This is a genomic window from Terribacillus saccharophilus, from assembly GCF_046592895.1.
In the GTDB taxonomy this organism is placed as follows: Bacteria; Bacillota; Bacilli; order Bacillales; family Amphibacillaceae; genus Terribacillus; species Terribacillus saccharophilus_D.
On the sequence record NZ_JAWVPU010000001.1, the window covers coordinates 1 to 18,164 of the forward strand.

Sequence of the window (18,164 nt, forward strand, 5' to 3'; positions counted from 1 at the left end):
GACTGCCTTACGACAGTAACTATATACTACCACCATGTTTCGAGACTGTCAACACTAGTTTCAAAGAAAAATAGATTATTAAAGAGGAAAACGTCGGAACGCCTTCCTCCATAGGATGTCTGCTTCTTATTTGAAGACTAGTTCGCCTTTCCACTCCAGCATTCCGCCATCCATATTGATCACATCGAATCCCTGGTTCTCCATGAACGCAGCAGCATTCATGCTACGGTGACCAGCACGGCACACTAGTACATATGTGTCATCAGTCGACAACTCAGATAGCTTCTCAGGTATCTGCTGAAGCGGGATATGGATTACACCAGGTATCATACCATGCTCCACTTCTTCATCTTCCCGAACATCGATCACTTTATAAGAAGATGTGCCATCTTCGATTAGTTCATCCAATTCTTCTGGTTGTATATTGCGCATTCGTAACTCTCCTTCACTTAAAATAGAATCCCTTCCGTAAAAACGGAAGGGATTCAAGCATTAATTTGCCACTACATTGACAAGCTTGCCTGGAACGACAATCACTTTACGGACCGTCTTCCCTTCCAGCCAGCTTTTCATTTGTTCGTCAGCCAGTGCGATTTTCTCAAGCTCTTCTTTGGAAGCATCATGAGGAACCATCACTTTTGCCCGCAATTTACCCATCGCTTGCAAAACGATTTCGATTTCCTGTTCCACAAGCTTCGACTCATCGTGAACCGGCCATGCTGTGTACGTAATTGTTTCTTCATGACCAAGTTTACGCCATAGCTCTTCCGCAATATGAGGAGCTACAGGGGAAAGCAGTTTGACGAATCCTTCCGCAAATTCACGCGGGATGACAGATGCTTTGTAACAATCGTTGATGAACACCATCAATTGGGATATACCCGTATTGAAGCGCAATGCTTCGAAGTTCTCTGTCACTTTCTTTACAGTTTCATGATACGTTTTTTGCAGTTCTTCCGTTTCTGTATCCTGCACTTTTTCGGAAAGCTCCCCTGCTTCTGTGATGAACAATCGCCATACACGATCAAGGAATCGACGGGAACCATCCAATCCATTTTCAGACCAAGCAATGGAAGCATCCAATGGACCCATGAACATTTCGTATAGACGAAGTGTATCTGCACCATGGGATTCGATGACATCATCAGGGTTGACGACGTTCCCTTTGGATTTACTCATCTTTTCATTATTTTCTCCAAGGATCATTCCTTGGTTATATAGCTTTTGGAAAGGTTCTTTTGTCGGTACGGCACCGATATCGAACAAGAATTTATGCCAGAAACGTGCGTACAGCAAGTGAAGAACTGCATGCTCCGCCCCACCGATATATACGTCCACCGGCAGCCATTTTTTCAGTGTCTCAAAGTCAGCTAGCTTTTCCGGGTTCTTCGGATCGATATAACGAAGGAAGTACCAGCAGCTGCCTGCCCACTGCGGCATTGTATGTGTTTCGCGTTTACCCTTCATGCCTGTTTCCGGATCGGTTACATTCACCCATTCCGTAATATTAGCAAGCGGAGATTCACCTGTACCGGATGACTTTATTTCATCTGTTTTTGGCAAAACAAGCGGAAGCTCTTCTTCCGGCACACTTGTCATAGTGCCATCTTCCCAATGGATAACAGGAATCGGCTCACCCCAGTAACGCTGACGGCTGAAGATCCAGTCGCGCAGACGGTAGCTGATTTTTTTCGTACCCTGTTTGTTTTCTTCCAGCCAAGTGATCGCCGCAGAGATCGCTTCTTGTTTATCCATACCATCAAGGAAATCAGAGTTGATATGCGCTCCTTCACCGGTATGTGCTTCTTTTTCTATATCCGCACCCTCGATGACAGCCTTGATCGGCAAATCGAAAGTCTTCGCAAATTCATAGTCGCGCTCATCATGAGCAGGTACGGCCATGATGGCGCCAGAACCATAACTCATCAGTACATAATCAGCGATCCAGATCGGCATTTTTTCGCCATTGACCGGATTGATGGCATACGCTCCGGTAAAGACACCCGTTTTTTCTTTTGCCAAATCGGTACGTTCCAAGTCACTTTTCGCTGCCACTTCTTGTTTATAAGCTTCCACAGCCTTCAGCTGCTCTTCTGTAGTGATTTGATCTACCAGGGGATGTTCTGGTGACATTACTGCAAATGTCGCACCGAATAAAGTATCCGGCCGAGTCGTGAACACATCGAAGCTTTCCTCTGTGCCTTCGATGCGGAATGTTACTTCTGCACCTTCCGAACGTCCGATCCAGTTGCGCTGCATTTCCTTCAAGCTATCCGGCCAGTCAAGTTCATCCAAGTCTTCTAGCAGTCGGTCTGCATAGGCAGTGATACGAAGCACCCATTGTTTCATTGGTTTGCGAATGACAGGGTGTCCGCCACGTTCACTCTTTCCGTCGATGACTTCTTCGTTGGAAAGTACAGTTCCAAGCGCAGGACACCAGTTCACTGCTACCTCATCCACATAAGCAAGACCTTTTTTATACAACTGAAGGAAAATCCATTGAGTCCATTTATAGTATTCCGGGTCTGTTGTATTTACTTCACGATCCCAATCGTAAGAGAATCCAAGCTCTTTGATTTGTCTTGTGAAAGTCGCGATATTTTTTTTCGTGAATTCTTCCGGGTCATTACCTGTATCAAGCGCGTATTGCTCCGCTGGTAAGCCGAAAGCATCCCAACCGATTGGATGAAGCACTTCATAACCTTGCATCCGCTTCATGCGGGATAGAATATCTGTTGCTGTATAACCTTCAGGGTGCCCTACATGCAGACCCGCTCCAGATGGATAAGGGAACATATCCAAGGCATAAAACTTTTCTTTTTCAGAGGAAGTATCCGTTTTGAACGTTTTGTTTTCTTCCCAATAAGCTTGCCATTTCTTTTCGATTTCATGATGATTGAATGACATATCGTGTGCCTCCTGTACTCTCTTCAACTTGAACAATCCTGACCGTGAAACAAAGAAAAAAGCCCCTCATCCCAATAAAGGGACGAGAGACTTCTCCCGCGGTACCACCCAACTTGGCGCTAAAAGCGCCCGCTCGAAATTCCTTAACGCGGAAAACGGCAAAAAGTACTGGCAGTTCCCTTTTGCAATTATGAAGGCGAGTTCACAAGATGCCGGGACGGCTTGCACCAGGATGCCGTCTCTCTTCAGCCAGACAGAGCTTGCTACTACTCCTTCTCCTCATCGTTCACAGTATTGTTGTGTCCAGTGTACGGAACTGCGCTGCGTTTGTCAAGATTCGGCAGCTTCCGTACGGAACACCGAAACAGCACCTTGGAGCTCTCGCGTTACACGATCAAGCTGACCGACCGTCATCGCCAGCTGCTCATAAGCTCCATACTGGGCGTTGGTGGAATGATGGACCACATCCGTCTTTGCTGTGTTTTCCTGGAGTGTGCTGCTGATTTGTTCCACCCTGCCCAGCACTTCTGCGCTCAATCGCTCAGATTGGACACTGCCGCTTTGGATTTGCTGGAGTCGATTGGATATGGACTGAAACTTTTCTTCGATCTCCATGAATGAGCTTTCCATGCTTTCCATCGAAGCTGTTTCCGCTTTGGATACCTCATGCCCGAACTGTACGGCTTCTGATAGAGTCATCGTACCCTGCCGGATTGCTCCAACAGTCCGGTAAATCGAATCCGCAGATGACTTGGATTCATCCGCAAGTTTTCGAATTTCATCCGCAACGACTGCAAAGCCTTTTCCCGCTTCACCAGCTCTGGCAGCTTCAATGGCAGCATTCAACGCAAGCAAGTTCGTTTGTTCAGCAACCGAAGATACCGATGCTACCATCTGCTCGATCTGCTGGGAATATTGAATGAAATCCTGCAACGAAGCCTCCATCAAGTCCCTGCTTTCTCCGTTCTTGACCGTAAGCTGCTGTTGATTATACACAGTCTCCCTGCCACGAACTGCTGCCTCCGATGCAAGCTTGCCAAGCGCAACGGTTTCCGTTGCAAATGTGCTGTTGGCACTTCCCTGCTTATCCATCTGCTCAATCAGCGTCACCGTCTGTTGCAAGTCCGCGGAAATACGCTGTGAACCAGACGTTATCTCGCCGACCGAGGAAGCAATTTCAGAATGAAGTCCTTGCAGATTCCGGTTATCCTTATCGATTTCTGCAGACATTCCAGCCACTTCATCACTTGCCTTTTCGATGGAACCGATCAAATTCTTCAACTGCTCCGTCATCTGTCCGAAAGCGTGATTCATTTCCCCGATTTCCAGGCTGCCAGTCTTTTTTATCGGCTCCACCGTCAAATCACCTGCTGCGATCTGGTTCGTCCTGGAGGCAAGTTCCAAAAGCGGATCCGCAATCGATTTGCTCGTCCTTCGAGATGTGTAGTTTGTGATGAGGATGAGCAGGAGCACCCCGATAACAGAGACCACGATGACAAACTTGATCTGATTTTGCAAAGCAAGCTGTTCATCTTCATATGCGGCTGTGCTGTAGGCATTAGCCATATAGATATCATTCAGCAAACCCTGGACACGGCTCGAGAGACGCAGTGCTTCCATCTCATTCACATTGGTGAGGAGGCTCGTCACTTCTCCTTGCCAGTCGTCATATTTTGATTTTCCTGCTTCAAGATATGCTGATGACTGCCCTTCGGATGATTGCAAGAGCTGTTTGAAGCTCGAATTGCTTTGCTCCATATAAGACTTTAATTCCGCGGCCGAAGCATCCGTACGGATTGTGGTCGTATTTCGCAGTACCTGCCCGGCATTGTTCAGCTGGCTGTCCAGCTGCTGAAGCTTTAAAAGATGCTGTACTTGTTCATAACTCGAAGCATTGATCCTTATCATGCTGAAAATGATAAAAGCAATGAGCACCAATGCCAATGCACTCGTCCCTGCTGCCTGCAGGAATAGTTTCCGTGTCAGTTTCATTCAGCTCACTCCGATTCTAACAGCTTTTGCGTCGCTGTATGGACTTTCCCTTCGACTGTGTCGGTGATGCTGACGACAGCGATAGGACTCAAACCGACAGCTTGCTCCTTCAAGCCGATCCTATTTTCCCCAGGCAATGCTTCACCTTTTGAGATACGTTCCAGAAAATCGAAAATAACATGGTCAATCTGCAGCTGAGCAGAAGTGACGACATTATCAGGAGCGAGATAACTTTGGTCACTGCCAGCCCCAATCGCATATATATCCGCCAAAGAAGCTTGCTCCAGCACTGCCTTGCCAGCATTTCCTGGCTCCGCAAAGAGAATCTCGGCTCCCTCGTCGATCAACTCCTTAGCAGCGGAACCACCCGAATTCTTATCATCCGGCGTCGCTTCCCCGACGAGCAATGTTGTATCCTTTGATGTATCGGCTATCCCTTGTTTGAACCCTTCCAAGTAAGGACTAGCTGGCTCACCGATATATCCTGCTTTACCATCGTTCGTAACGGTAGCAGCTGCCACACCCGCCAGATACCCTGCCTGCTCTGTATCGAATAGGTAACCGAACAGATTTTCACCTTTGAGCTCCGTACCAAAAGCTATGTAAGTAATCGCTGGATTGGCGGCAGCCTGTTCGGTGACTTCATTCTCCGCGGCTGCTTCCAAAGTGATGATCGTATCCATTCCTTCATCAGCCAATTCCTGTAATGCTTTTTCATAAGTTAGATTTGATGTGATTTCCTTGTAGGAATAGACGACATCCAGTCGATCCCTAGCCTTTGTCAATCCCTCGATCGCTGAATCATTCCATTCCTGATCTCCAAGTCCCGCTTCTGTCAAAACGATTCCGATACGTCTCTCTTCATCCAACGCAGCTGCAGCAGGGTTTGCGGAACACCCAGATAAATAACATAATATGAGGGCACAAATAGGTAATAGGATGCGCTTATACATGTCGATATACTCCCTTCTCTTTCTTCACACTACTACTATGGTCCTTATATCGACAGGTTTCTACATACATATGGTAAATTAATTGTAAATTTTCTTTTACATTAGGGAGATTTGATTTGCTAAATAAGTGCAGGTAGCGTAAAAATAAGAGAGAACATTTTGTCAGAGAGAGGATTCATGAAATGCTAAAACACGTCATCGCTTACGCTCACGAACTGATGGAGCAAGTAATAGAGCCTGGAGATACAGTTATCGATGCAACCTGCGGCAATGGGAACGATACCCTCGTCCTCAGCCGATTAGTCGGGGAAGAAGGAAGGGTGCTGGCATTCGATATACAGGAACAAGCCATTGAAATGACAAGCAAGCATCTGGCCATGCATGATGTCACGAATACGACTTTGATCTTGGATAGTCATCAGCGGGTCGATCATTATATAACTCCTGAAGATGAAGGGAAACTTGCAGGAGCCATTTTCAATCTCGGCTACTTGCCCGGCAGCAGTAAAGCCATCACCACAAATGCAGAAAGCACCATAACCGCAATCGAAAAGATCCAACAATCGCTAAAACCCGGCGGCAGAATCATCTTGGTCGTTTACCACGGGCATCCGGAAGGCGCCATCGAAAAGGAAGGATTGCTTGCTCACGTAAAAGATTACGACCAAAAGCATTATGGTGTCTTGCAATACCGTTTCCTGAACCAAAAAAATAATCCGCCTTTCATCATCGCTATAGAAAAGAAAAAATAAAAAGAAGCGCGAAACCCCTAGCTTATCGGGGTACGCGCTTCTTTCATTTTGTTGTACGCTTTGATATTCAAATGGAAAAACTTCGATTTGTTCCCGCTTGCCTTCAGCAGTGTCCTGATCATCTGCTTGCCATCCGATAGCATGCTCACTTTGCTATCGGCCAAATACAGCCCGACTAGTCCATGATGGACCATCTCATGGAATGACGCATGCGGCAGGCGCTGTACGCTTTCGTTCGTCCGCTCGATAAAGTACAAAAGCCTTTGCTTCATTTCCTCCGAATCTCTGTAATAATGGCAGAAATTCAGATCGCCTTCTTCTTCATCTTCCATTTGATCGATATAGTAATCCAGCAGAATATGCAGCCCTTGCATATAAGGGAAGTAGCTTTGGTAGATATCATCGGCCAATTGATGGTCGAGTTCCATCCCCATTCCATAAGATACGAAACAGAAGATTCCTAGAGTCGACCCGCTGCAAGCCGAGAATTCATACCACGTTAAATCGTGATATTCTTCCTGATGCTGCGAAAACCAATTTGTCAGCCTTTCGATGCGCTCTTCCTTCGCCACATGCTTATGCACTTGCAAATCACCATACAATCCGGAAAGTTTCAGCAAATAAGGCTGCATCACTTGCAGGTTGGGCTGTTTGCCGAGGATGGTTTGACAAGTGAATACAAGCGAGTGCAGATAGCCACCGTCTTCTCGTTCTTCGCGCAACGCATAATAATCTTTAAGTGGCTCACCCGGCTGAAGTGCATCCAGCATCGACTGATGCAAGAGTCGGAAATCATCGGGATCAAGTGATGTGCTACGATCACATAAGTTATCAAGATAGTCACTGATAGTCTGATAGGCTATGATGAATTTGATTGCCTGTTTCCACGCATCTCCAGCGAGAAGGCTGTAAACTGCACCGCCCTGGCAATGAAAGCGTTTGGTCCTGATGCTCTCAAGCGCTTGCTTACGCAGTTCGGGATCAGGAATCGCTTCTGCCCGCTGCTTCCATAGTTCCAATTCTTTATGTACTTCCGGGAATATTTTCCGATATACTTGATGCATTAGTAAAACTGATGACTTCGGTATTGGTTGGGCCATAATCTGATTTCGCTCCTCGAATCCGGAATTGTCGTTCTTCCAAAAAATCTATTAATTCTATAAGAACATAAACGAAGGGAGTATTCAAATGATATACGAATACGACAAGAAACGTCCACATGTTCACCATGATGCGTATGTCGCTCCTGATGCTGTCATTACAGGAGATGTCACCATCGGTAAAGACGCAAGCATTTGGTTCAAAACAGTGATAAGGGGGGATGTTTCACCTGTTATCATAGGTGAAGGTGCCAATGTCCAAGATCTCTGCGTGCTTCATCAAAGCCCTGATCTCCCTCTCATTATAAAGGATGGCGCCACTATTGGACACCAAGTTACCTTACATTCTTGTACAATTGGGGCAAATTCCCTGATCGGCATGGGGTCCCTCATCCTTGATGGAGCAGTTGTCGAAGATGGTGCGTATGTCGGAGCAGGTTCACTCGTTCCTCCCGGCAAAACAATTCCAAGCGGTAAGCTTGCATTCGGCAGACCCGCCAAAGTTGTACGGGATTTGACGGAATCCGATTATCAGGATATGGATCGCATACGAAAGGAATACATCCACAAAAGCAAACAGTATAAAGAAACAACATAAAAAAAGCCGTCCCCTCACAGGAACGGCTTTTCGATTATTATGTGGTCTGCAGTTTGCTTTCCACTCTATCTACTTTTTGGAACTCAGAAAAGTCATACTTACGTTCTACATAAATTTGATGCCATAGCATGAAGGCAAGAACAGTCCAGATCTTACGGCTGTAATCCCCTTTGCCCTGACAATGCGCATCAAGCAAATTGAGAATATAGTCTTTATGCAGCAAGTGGTCTGTCTGACTTTCATGGATAAGCGCTTTTGCCCAGCCATTCAATTCATTTTTCAGCCAATGGCGCATCGGTACAGGGAAACCAAGTTTCTTACGATGCAGCACATGATCCGGCACAATGCCTTCCACCGCTTCACGTAGCAAACTCTTCGTCGTGTTGTTAGCGATTTTCAGATCTTCCGGAATTTCACGCGCAACTCGGAATACTTCTTTATCCAGGAATGGCACACGAAGCTCCAATGAATGAGCCATCGTCATCTTATCAGCTTTCAAAAGGATATCTCCGCGCATCCATGTATGAATGTCAATATACTGCATTTGATCGACAAGCGATTCATTTTTCACATTTTCATACAATGGCGCTGTGATTTGCTGGTAGTGAACTTTATCGCTGTATGTTTTCAGAAGCTTTTTCTTGTCTGCATCTTCGAACATTTTGGCATTTCCGATATAGCGATCTTTCAGTGGTGTTGTACCACGCTCCAAGAAGCTTTTGCCGCGAACACCTTCGGGAAGGATTTTAGCCACTCTTGCAAGCAGTGCTTTGGCAGGTCCGGGAATGCTGTCGAACATACGCAGGGATTCTGGCTCGCGGTAAATATTGTATCCGCCAAACAGTTCATCTGAACCTTCCCCTGAAAGGACGACCGTTACATGTTTGCTAGCTTCCCTCGCTACAAAGTATAGTGCGACAGCGGATGGGTCAGCCAATGGATCATCCATATGCCACATGATTTTTGGGAGTTTTTCCAAATATTCTTCTGGTGTGATGATATGGGAATAGTTTTCCACGCCGAGTTTTTCAGCTGTTTCTTTTGCCACATCCACTTCAGAGAATCCTTCCCGTTCGAAACCGACCGAGAATGTTTTCAAATTCGGGTTGAATTGCTTCGCAATCGCCACGATGATACTGGAATCAATTCCGCCGGATAGGAAGGAACCGACCGGTACATCACTTCGCATATGCTTGCTTACGGAATCATGAAGCACCTCCTGGATACGTGTGATCCAAGCTTGCTTGTCCATTATTTTAGGTGAGAATGTCGCATGCCAGTAACGATGGAATTCCATCGGCTCGCCTTCACGCTTTTCGAAAAAGTGACCAGGCTCAAGCTTTTTGATACCTTCAGTCATCGTGAATGGTTCCGGTACATACTGGTAACTCAAATAATGCTGCAGTGCTTCGGTATCGACTGTTTCTGATCCTTCCAGGAGTGTGATGCTTTTCTTTTCGGAAGCGAAGAAAATCTCATCATCCGTCTCTTTATAGAAGAGCGGCTTGATGCCGAAAGGATCGCGCGCTCCGTAAAGCGTCTTCTTCTCTTTATCCCAAAGGAGAATACCGAACATACCGCGAAGCTCTTTGAAGGCTTCCGTTCCGTATGTATGGTACATCGCTGCGATGACCTCGGTGTCGGATTCCGTCTTGAACTCTGCGCCTTTTTTCAGCAGTTCTTCACGAAGCTCTACGTAGTTGTAGATTTCTCCGTTGAAAACCATCCAGATTTTCTCGTCGTCATAGCTTAATGGCTGCACACCAGCCTCGATATCAATAATACTCAAGCGGCGGAAACCGAATGAGACATGTTCGTCATGATAATATCCTTCATCATCCGGACCGCGGTGCGTGATGATGTTATTCTGTTGTTTAAATTTATCCTTATCAGCTTGCGTTAGTTGTTTTACGTTTTTTCTAATTACGCCAATCAAACCACACATTTAATGTTAGCCTCTCTTTCATTACTTCTAGCCATTAATTATAGCATAAAACAATTCGGTTCTTGAAGGAAGATTATGGGCGTCTGCACAAAAAAAGCAAGAGCGAATTGTACCGCTCTTGCTCCCGCAGCAAATTAGAATGTAAAGCTTTTCAGCTGTACAGCTCTATCCGTCTGCTCCCAAGGGAAGTTTTTATCTGTACGGCCGAAGTGACCGTATGCAGCCGTATCTTTGTAGATCGGCTGACGTAGATTCAGCATCTTGATGATGCCAGCTGGACGAAGGTCGAATAACGCACGTACTGCTTTTACCAATGCTTCCTGCGATTGTTTGCCTGTTCCAAATGTATCGATACTGATGGAAACAGGTTCTGCTACACCGATTGCATAAGCAAGCTGCACTTCACATTTTTCAGCAAGACCCGCAGCGACGATATTCTTCGCCACATAACGCGCAGCATAAGCACCGGAACGGTCTACTTTGGTAGCATCTTTTCCGCTGAATGCACCGCCGCCATGACGAGCATAGCCGCCATACGTATCAACGATGATTTTACGTCCCGTCAAACCAGCATCACCTTGCGGACCGCCGATTACGAAACGGCCTGTCGGGTTGATGATATACTTCGTATCCTCATCCAGCAATTCTGCAGGTACCACTGGCTTGATCACAAGTTCTTTCAGATCGGCATGGATCTGTTCTTGTTCCACTTCCGGATGGTGCTGCGTGGAGATGACAATCGTATCAACTCGTACCGGCTGATCGTTTTCATCATATTCAACGGTTACTTGCGTTTTTCCATCAGGACGCAAGTAATCCACGGTTTCATCTTTCCGTATGTTTGCCAATTGCTTGGACAAACGGTGTGCCAATGAGATCGGCAGCGGCATATATTCCGGTGTTTCATTGCTTGCATACCCAAACATCAAGCCTTGGTCACCTGCGCCGATTGCATCGATTTCTTCATCTGACATCAGCCCTTCACGAGCTTCAAGCGCTTGATCGACACCGCCTGCGATATCAGGAGATTGCTCATCGATCGCTGTCAATACAGCACATGTATCAGCGTCAAAACCATATTTCGCACGTGTATAACCAATTTCCTTGATTGTATTACGGACGATGCTTTGAATATCCACATAAGCGCTGGTCGTGATTTCACCTGCAACGAGTACAAGACCCGTCGTCACAGTGGTTTCACACGCAACACGAGCATTCGGATCCTTCGATAGGATTTCATCTAATATAGCATCCGAAATCTGGTCACAGATCTTATCCGGATGGCCTTCAGTAACGGATTCTGAGGTAAATAATCGACGATTAGCAGTCATTCTGCCAAATCCCCCTTCAACTACGATTAATACGGAAGTTTTACTCTTTCCAAGTATGTTATTAAGAAACTTGATAATGGGTGAAGGTCGAAAGAGCATTACATATAGTATTGCTCTTTTTCTATTATTAAGCCGTTACATGAAAAAAACCTTCCATCATAACAGAAGGCCGGCTTATTTTCCCTCTCTTATCGTTCAAGGTATCCCTTGCTCAGGTTGAGCACCATTTCACAAAATGTGACGGTTGCCGGGTTTCTTAGGGCCTGTCCCTCCGCCTACTCTGAATAAGAGTGTTTTCCGTTCGCAACTATGTTATCGAAACAGCCTGCAGAAGTCAACAAAATCATGCAAATACCGACTTTGTCGATAGGATTTAAAAACTCATTATTCAAAAGTTTTTAATTGCAATCAGAAATAGTATGTATTAATATCTTAATGTGTTACACTAATAAAAACTAAACGAAAAGGCGGGATTTACATGCGAATGATGCACGCATTATCAGCATTGGAGACGCTGCGCAACCAATCCAACGTGAAAAAGAACCTGAATGCAGCTCAATTGACAGAGGCGGCATTATCCCGCCAAGAGGCACGGTTGACAGAAACAGGCGCTTTACGCGCAGCTACTGGAAAATATACCGGCCGCTCTCCAAAGGACAAATTCATCGTCAAAGACGAACTATCCGAAAACAAAGTCGACTGGGGAAAAGTCAACCAGCCGATAAGCGAAGAAATTTTTGACAAACTGCTTGGAAAAGTCATCGAATATTTGCAGACAAAGGAAGAAGTATTTTCATTCCAAGGTTTTGCCGGAGCCGATGAACGCTATCACCTTCCGATCCAAGTCATCAATGAGTATGCATGGCATAATCTTTTCGCACGTCAGCTATTCATCCGCCCAAGCGAAGAAGAGCTGGCAGCGCATAAACCTTCGTTCACTGTCATCTCTGCTCCTGGTGTGAAAGCAGACCCACTGGTTGACGGTACCAACTCCGAAGCGTTTGTGATCGTTTCATTCAAACAGCGGGTGATTGTGATCGGCGGCACGGAATATGCCGGCGAGATGAAAAAATCGATTTTCTCCGTTATGAATTTCCTTCTTCCGCAGCGGGAAATCATGCCGATGCACTGCTCTGCAAATGTAGGGGAAGATGGTGACAGCGCCCTATTCTTCGGACTTTCCGGAACTGGTAAAACTACACTGTCCGCTGATCCGAACCGCCCTTTGATCGGTGATGACGAACACGGCTGGTCGCCAGATGGCATCTTCAACATCGAAGGCGGTTGTTATGCCAAGTGCATCAATCTCTCTGCAGAAAAGGAGCCGGAGATCCACGGGGCAATCAAATTCGGCACGATCCTTGAAAATGTCGCCGTAGACGAAGCTGGCATCTGTGATTATGACGATGGTTCCATCACGGAAAATACACGTGCAGCCTATCCGATCGATCATATCAAAGGCAGCCTGCCGAAGAGCTTGGCTGGCCACCCGAAAACGATCATCTTCCTGACTGCGGATGCAACGGGCGTGCTGCCTCCAATCAGTAAGCTTACTACCGAACAAGCCATGTATCACTTCTTGAGCGGTTATACAAGCAAACTTGCCGGCACCGAGCGAGGTGTCACAGAACCAGAAGCGACATTTTCCACTTGCTTCGGAGCACCATTCCTTCCGCTGGCACCTTCTGTTTATGCCAAAATGCTCGGAGAAAAAATCAGGGAACATCAAGCGGAAGTGTATTTGGTCAACACAGGCTGGACTGGCGGCGATTATCATACCGGCTCCCGTATGAAGCTAAACTACACAAGAACAATGGTGCAGGCTGCCCTACGCGGAGACCTACGCAATACAGAAACAAACCAAGATGCCATATTCGGTCTGCATGTCCCTGTCTTCATTGAAGATGTACCAGCAGATCTTTTGATGCCGGAAAATGCATGGGAAGATAAAGCTGCTTATAAGGAAAAAGCCCAGAATCTAGCAGTTGAATTTCACCAGAATTTCGCTAAATTCGATTTCATCGATGACGTGATCCGTCAAGCTGGCCCTCTGCACAGATAAAAAAAGAGCTGTCCTCCAATAAATCGGAGGACAGCTCTTTTTACATCGTTTTTTCGAACTTGTTTATATGATGCAAAGCACTAGGAAGTACCTTATCCTTCATCATGAAGCTATATTCTGCATGCTGAGCCAAATGGGAAGGAAATTTATCCACCAGCACGGGCCCATACGTTTCCAAGTAATTGGACTTTTTCTTCAATTCCGAGATGATGGCATAATAGACATTTTTCACGATATGCCCTGCCTTGCCGGCAACGAAGTACTGTCCGACATATTTCAGCTGCTGTACTACACCGCCGGTTTCTTCCATCACTTCCCGTAAAGCGGCATGCTCAGCCGTTTCCCCTTTTTCAACCTTGCCGCCAGGGAATTCCAATCCCCGGTCTTTGTGACGTGTGAGCAGCCATTTGCTCCCGTATCGGCAAATTACCCACACATGTTTGGGCTGGTCAGAAAATGGATGATCGGCGAAAGACATTTTCACTTCATTGTTATAGTAATCTCTGAACGTAATCATCATCCCACTGCTTTCTTCACATCAAACCAAACCTACAAGTATTTGACTGCTGCGATCTTCCAGCCTCCGTCATACAAGAATTTGATCTCGATTGTATAGTTACCGTACAATTCATCGGTATTGCTTTGTGTAATTGTAACATACTTATCGGAGTCTGTTTCCACTTTGTATGAATTATCCGGATTGAACCAAGCAGGTGTTTCTGTCGGCAGAATATATAATCCATCCGCTTCCTCCGTGAAATAAAAGTCGACGATCGGTTCGCTCACTTCCCTTGCCGCCACTTCATCAAAGCTCTTCAATAGTTCTTCTTTTGTATTATAGTTCAAAACCTTGTAATTTGAATCGATGTCTTGTGTGATCTTATCCATGAAAGCAGATGTAAGCTGATCGATTTGCTCGTCATTCAGCTCCTGCTGTTCAGAAGCCTGGTTCTTTTCAGCTCTAACTGCGGTTATATTGTCTGATTGGTATGTTAGTGTGAATGTGAGTGGGACTAGAATCATGACGATGACAGCTATTGCTTTTTTCAATGATGGCTGATTCATAGTTAGTCCTCCTTATGTAGTCTTATTATAAATATTCCTCATCTTGCCTTTTTTAAAACCCAAATATTTTGCAGGATTTCCTGTCTGTTTGTAGGATTTTGGCATCTAACCACAATTGTGATCATGTAATCAGCGCATTCACTCTCAGCGAAGCAGCCATCAATTATTAATTTTCGCATTCAAACAAAAGCACGTTTCGATTGTAAGAAAAAGGGAATTTGAAACATTGACTGCAGTTGGTCAGATTGAGGATGCCCTACATAGACAACTTCCCATACCGGGGCTTCTACCAATCCAAGTCTTAACACCCAGTTCTTGACGGAAATCTCAAGCACCTTGGAGACAACTTCACATGATCAACACATGCATAAATTGAATTGGAGGGATCAGATGACATCAGGGAAATCCAGCTTGATTCTACTTATAATGATATTGTTTTTGGCAGCCTGCAGCTCAGGGGGCGCTTCGGATCATCCGACCAAAACAACGGCTGCACCGCCAACTGGAGAGGAAATTTTAGAGCAGTCAATCAGCAGCATGACAGATGTCCCTAGCTTCAGAATGGAAAAGACAGAAGAGTTGAATATGGAAAGCACCACCGGTTATTCTCAGAGCACATCTGAAAGCGGCTGGATGATCATTGAAACAGAACCTTTTGCGATGCATTCCCGTTCGGTCAAAGATGGTGAAGAAAACCTCATGTACATCAAAGATAATTACTCCTATTTGCACAATCCCCTGAAGCAGACTTGGAACAAGGCTGATATTGCCTCTGACGAGACTGCAAGCAAAAACGCGGAACTACTAAAAGAACCGTTCAAAATCCAAGCCGAACAAATGACCAACATAGCCGATGATATCGAGGTAACAGAAAATGATAACAACTATGTTTTGAAAGCCACCGCAGATGCAAGTAAAGCTGAGAGCGTACTGGAGATGATTTCCGGCATTAGCAACGCCAGGCTTGAAGAAAATACTCAGACCGAATTCGAGAATTTCGAGTATACGATTTCCGTCGATAAAGATACACAGCTGCCGCAGCATCTAATGATGGATATCGCAATAAAAATTACAGATGGTGCCGAGTCCACAACCGTTAGCATTTTTTCAGATGTTTCATACAGTGATTATGGAGCAACAGAAAAAATTGCCTTATCCGAAGACGCTGCAAATGCACGCGATGTAACAGAAGAACGCAAAACCTGGTATTAAGTTCATTCCTCCCCAGAATAGTACAGATGTATCACGTCACTTCTAGGTACATCGCTGCCCTATCGCATCCATTTTAAAAAAAAACGTAGTAGTTTATTACTGAATGTAGAAATTTGAAGGAAATTGTGGAACGAAATCATGTAGAATACGTAAATGATTGATAAGCTTTCCATACGGACTAAATATTTACAGCAATTGTATTAAGACATACTCATCATGTAATAAAGTAACTAAGTCCGTGCAAAGTAAAAATTTTGGAGGGATTCGATGAAAAAATCAAAACACATTGGCTGGCTTGTATTGGCTCTGGCACTATTCTTGACTGGATGCGGGGCAGACAGCACTAAAACAGAGGCAGAAGCAGAAGCCAATGAGAAGAAAGTTCCGACACCGGAAGAAATCTTACAAAAAAGCTTCGAAGCTGATGAAAATCTGAATAGTTTCGATGTCGATATGACTGCTGAATCTACTGTAAAAGCTACTGGAATCGATCAGACTACTTCCACGACCATGAGTGGCTCCATCATAGATGACCCATTCACTTTCAAGCTGAATATGAATGCAATGGGGCAGGAAGTCGAAGCATATCTTAAAGATGACATGATGTATATGTATGAGCCTACCACTGCAATGTGGGTGAAAATGGATGCAGAATCAGCTGCCGGGGAATCTCTCAACACTGATCAGTTAACCAATCCAGAAGAACAGATCAAACAAGTGCAAGAGATAGCAGACAGTATTGAAGTGTCCGAAACGGATTCGACATATGTTTTGGATGTTAAAGTCGCAGAAGATAAAATGATGACTTTGATGGAAGAGCAAATGGGGCAGTCGATCGAAGAAGTACAGGAAGTGGATGATTTCACTTTCGATAAATTCAGTTACGTGATTACAATCGATAAAGAAACAAATCATATGCAGAATATGAAGATGGATATGGTAGTGAATGTCACAGCAGACGGTCAAGAAGGTACCGTCAACGCTTTAGTGGACATGAACGTATCCAACTTCAATGGATTTGATTCCATCGAACTTCCGGCAGAAGCAGAGGCAGCAATGGATATCAGCAATGCCGATCAAATGATGGAAGAAGAAGCATTTACGTATTAATGCAAAAGCACCAGGCGATGACCTGGTGCTTTTCTTCGTTTAAATATTATATTTCACATCTGCATCTTTTTCCAACTCATCAACTCTCTCAAGCATGACAGTCTGCAAATTCTGCTGTTCCATCGCTGCTTTCAGCTGATCTTTGATGTCTTCATATTTTTGCAGGTTGCCTTCTTGCTTGCTTTCTTTGGCCTGTTTTTCCATTTCTTCATAATACTTCTTCACATCGTCTTCCGTCACTTCTTTTGGTGACAGCTCGCCATCGACATATTTATTTACTAGTATGCCTTCTTTTAACCGTTCCTTGTACTCTTCTTCAGTTGTACCGGCAGCTTTTAGTGCTTCTTTGAACTTGTCTTCATTTTCAAATTGATCTTTTGCGGATTTCAATTGCTCATCCACTTCTTTATCAGAAGCCTCATAGTTTTGCTTCTCCGCTTCTTGGAAAAGCAGTTCATTTCCTACAAGACTTTTCAATACTTGATCTTTCATTTCTTTTGCAGCATCATCGGTTGTCGGATCGGAACCGCTTGCTTGCGCTTGCTGCTGTGCAGTGGATAGAAGGTTGTTATACTCTTCCCCTTTGATCTCGGTGCCATTGACAGTCGCAACTGTCTTATCTGCATCCACTTGCTGGTCTTCCATCTTCTTCTGCATTTCATCCATTTGCTTTTGTGCTTCTTCCTGGTCAGCACTGGATGCTTGATCAGATGAAGACTCATCATCATTCCCGCATGCTGCCAATACGATTGCAAGTACCAGCATCAAGCATAGGGTTGTCAAACGTTTCATAAGGTAGAAACCCCTCTCTTCGTGTATGACTACGAATGTAACATCTATTGCTAGTCAACTCAAGTATACCACGTCATTTTTAATAGAAATGTAAGAAAGGCACCCGATGCGGGCGCCTTTCCTTATGCTTGCTGCATTTTACTATTTTTATGATCTTTCACTACCAATGCTGCGTGCACGGCTCCCGGCACGAAGAAAATCAGTGTCAATACCAGATTCAATAATGCTTTGAAAGGTTTACCGGTGAATAATACAGCTACGGGCGGTACTAGAATCGCCAATAAATACATCAACATAGGTATTTCCTCCTCTTACTGCATTACTTTGGATATACCCTTATATGCT

16 protein-coding genes, 1 riboswitch and 1 other annotated feature are annotated in these 18,164 nt (G+C 45.0%); of the genes, 5 read left to right on the top strand and 11 right to left on the bottom strand.

What is annotated here, in order from left to right; all coding sequences use genetic code 11:
* Positions 1-126 precede the first annotated feature (126 nt).
* From SFC66_RS00005 to SFC66_RS00020, 4 genes are all read right to left on the bottom strand, one after another.
* Positions 127-432, bottom strand: coding sequence for a rhodanese-like domain-containing protein (locus SFC66_RS00005; RefSeq protein ID WP_411216656.1), 306 nt, complete (start codon positions 430-432; stop codon positions 127-129).
* A 60-nt stretch (positions 433-492) separates the two neighbouring features.
* Positions 493-2,907: a leucine--tRNA ligase gene (gene leuS, locus SFC66_RS00010; RefSeq protein WP_411216657.1), complete on the bottom strand. Its 2,415-nt coding sequence runs from the start codon at positions 2,905-2,907 to the stop codon at positions 493-495.
* A gap of 75 nt (positions 2,908-2,982) precedes the next feature.
* Positions 2,983-3,196 (bottom strand) — a binding site (T-box leader).
* 41 nt (positions 3,197-3,237) lie between these two features.
* The gene (locus SFC66_RS00015) at positions 3,238-4,899 is read right to left on the bottom strand and encodes a methyl-accepting chemotaxis protein (RefSeq protein WP_411216658.1); all 1,662 of its coding nucleotides are present in this window, start codon (positions 4,897-4,899) and stop codon (positions 3,238-3,240) included.
* A 5-nt stretch (positions 4,900-4,904) separates the two neighbouring features.
* On the bottom strand, positions 4,905-5,852 hold the full coding sequence (locus SFC66_RS00020) for a BMP family ABC transporter substrate-binding protein (protein WP_411216659.1): 948 nt from the start codon (positions 5,850-5,852) through the stop codon (positions 4,905-4,907).
* Positions 5,853-6,034: 182 nt separating this feature from the next.
* Between SFC66_RS00020 and mnmM the strand changes: the two genes are divergently transcribed.
* Entirely contained in the window at positions 6,035-6,604 is a 570-nt protein-coding gene (mnmM, locus tag SFC66_RS00025; RefSeq protein ID WP_411216660.1) for a tRNA 5-(aminomethyl)-2-thiouridylate-methyltransferase MnmM, read from the top strand.
* Positions 6,605-6,621: 17 nt separating this feature from the next.
* Here mnmM and SFC66_RS00030 read toward each other — a convergent pair whose 3' ends face one another.
* Complete coding sequence (locus SFC66_RS00030) at positions 6,622-7,704, bottom strand: tetraprenyl-beta-curcumene synthase family protein (protein ID WP_411216661.1); 1,083 nt, start codon at positions 7,702-7,704, stop codon at positions 6,622-6,624.
* A gap of 88 nt (positions 7,705-7,792) precedes the next feature.
* Between SFC66_RS00030 and SFC66_RS00035 the strand changes: the two genes are divergently transcribed.
* Positions 7,793-8,302 (top strand): gamma carbonic anhydrase, encoded by a 510-nt coding sequence (locus SFC66_RS00035; RefSeq protein ID WP_411216662.1) that lies wholly within the window; start codon positions 7,793-7,795, stop codon positions 8,300-8,302.
* Positions 8,303-8,339: 37 nt separating this feature from the next.
* Here the strand turns inward: SFC66_RS00035 and asnB are convergent, their stop codons facing one another.
* Both asnB and metK read right to left on the bottom strand, forming a co-directional pair.
* Positions 8,340-10,247, bottom strand: a complete 1,908-nt coding sequence (gene asnB / locus SFC66_RS00040) for an asparagine synthase (glutamine-hydrolyzing) (RefSeq protein ID WP_411216663.1) — start codon at positions 10,245-10,247, stop codon at positions 8,340-8,342.
* 134 nt (positions 10,248-10,381) lie between these two features.
* Entirely contained in the window at positions 10,382-11,578 is a 1,197-nt protein-coding gene (gene metK, locus SFC66_RS00045; RefSeq protein WP_411216664.1) for a methionine adenosyltransferase, read from the bottom strand.
* 185 nt (positions 11,579-11,763) lie between these two features.
* Positions 11,764-11,869, bottom strand: a riboswitch (SAM riboswitch).
* A gap of 187 nt (positions 11,870-12,056) precedes the next feature.
* Here metK and pckA point away from each other — a divergent pair.
* Positions 12,057-13,640 (top strand): phosphoenolpyruvate carboxykinase (ATP), encoded by a 1,584-nt coding sequence (gene pckA, locus SFC66_RS00050; protein WP_411216665.1) that lies wholly within the window; start codon positions 12,057-12,059, stop codon positions 13,638-13,640.
* 40 nt (positions 13,641-13,680) lie between these two features.
* Here the strand turns inward: pckA and ytkD are convergent, their stop codons facing one another.
* Together ytkD and SFC66_RS00060 are read right to left on the bottom strand one after the other, a co-directional pair.
* Positions 13,681-14,157 (bottom strand): RNA deprotection pyrophosphohydrolase, encoded by a 477-nt coding sequence (gene ytkD, locus SFC66_RS00055; RefSeq protein ID WP_411217719.1) that lies wholly within the window; start codon positions 14,155-14,157, stop codon positions 13,681-13,683.
* 32 nt (positions 14,158-14,189) lie between these two features.
* Positions 14,190-14,705: a hypothetical protein gene (locus SFC66_RS00060; protein WP_411216666.1), complete on the bottom strand. Its 516-nt coding sequence runs from the start codon at positions 14,703-14,705 to the stop codon at positions 14,190-14,192.
* Positions 14,706-15,095: 390 nt separating this feature from the next.
* On the opposite strand from SFC66_RS00060, the gene SFC66_RS00065 reads away from it, so the two are divergent.
* Positions 15,096-15,917: a DUF6612 family protein gene (locus SFC66_RS00065; protein ID WP_411216667.1), complete on the top strand. Its 822-nt coding sequence runs from the start codon at positions 15,096-15,098 to the stop codon at positions 15,915-15,917.
* 267 nt (positions 15,918-16,184) lie between these two features.
* A complete protein-coding gene (locus SFC66_RS00070) occupies positions 16,185-17,027 on the top strand; it encodes a DUF6612 family protein (protein WP_411216668.1) in 843 nt (280 codons plus the stop codon).
* 39 nt (positions 17,028-17,066) lie between these two features.
* Here the strand turns inward: SFC66_RS00070 and SFC66_RS00075 are convergent, their stop codons facing one another.
* Together SFC66_RS00075 and SFC66_RS00080 are read right to left on the bottom strand one after the other, a co-directional pair.
* Positions 17,067-17,819 (bottom strand): SurA N-terminal domain-containing protein, encoded by a 753-nt coding sequence (locus SFC66_RS00075; RefSeq protein ID WP_411216669.1) that lies wholly within the window; start codon positions 17,817-17,819, stop codon positions 17,067-17,069.
* A gap of 122 nt (positions 17,820-17,941) precedes the next feature.
* Entirely contained in the window at positions 17,942-18,112 is a 171-nt protein-coding gene (locus tag SFC66_RS00080; protein ID WP_411217720.1) for a YqaE/Pmp3 family membrane protein, read from the bottom strand.
* Between the last annotated feature and the right edge of the window lie 52 nt (positions 18,113-18,164).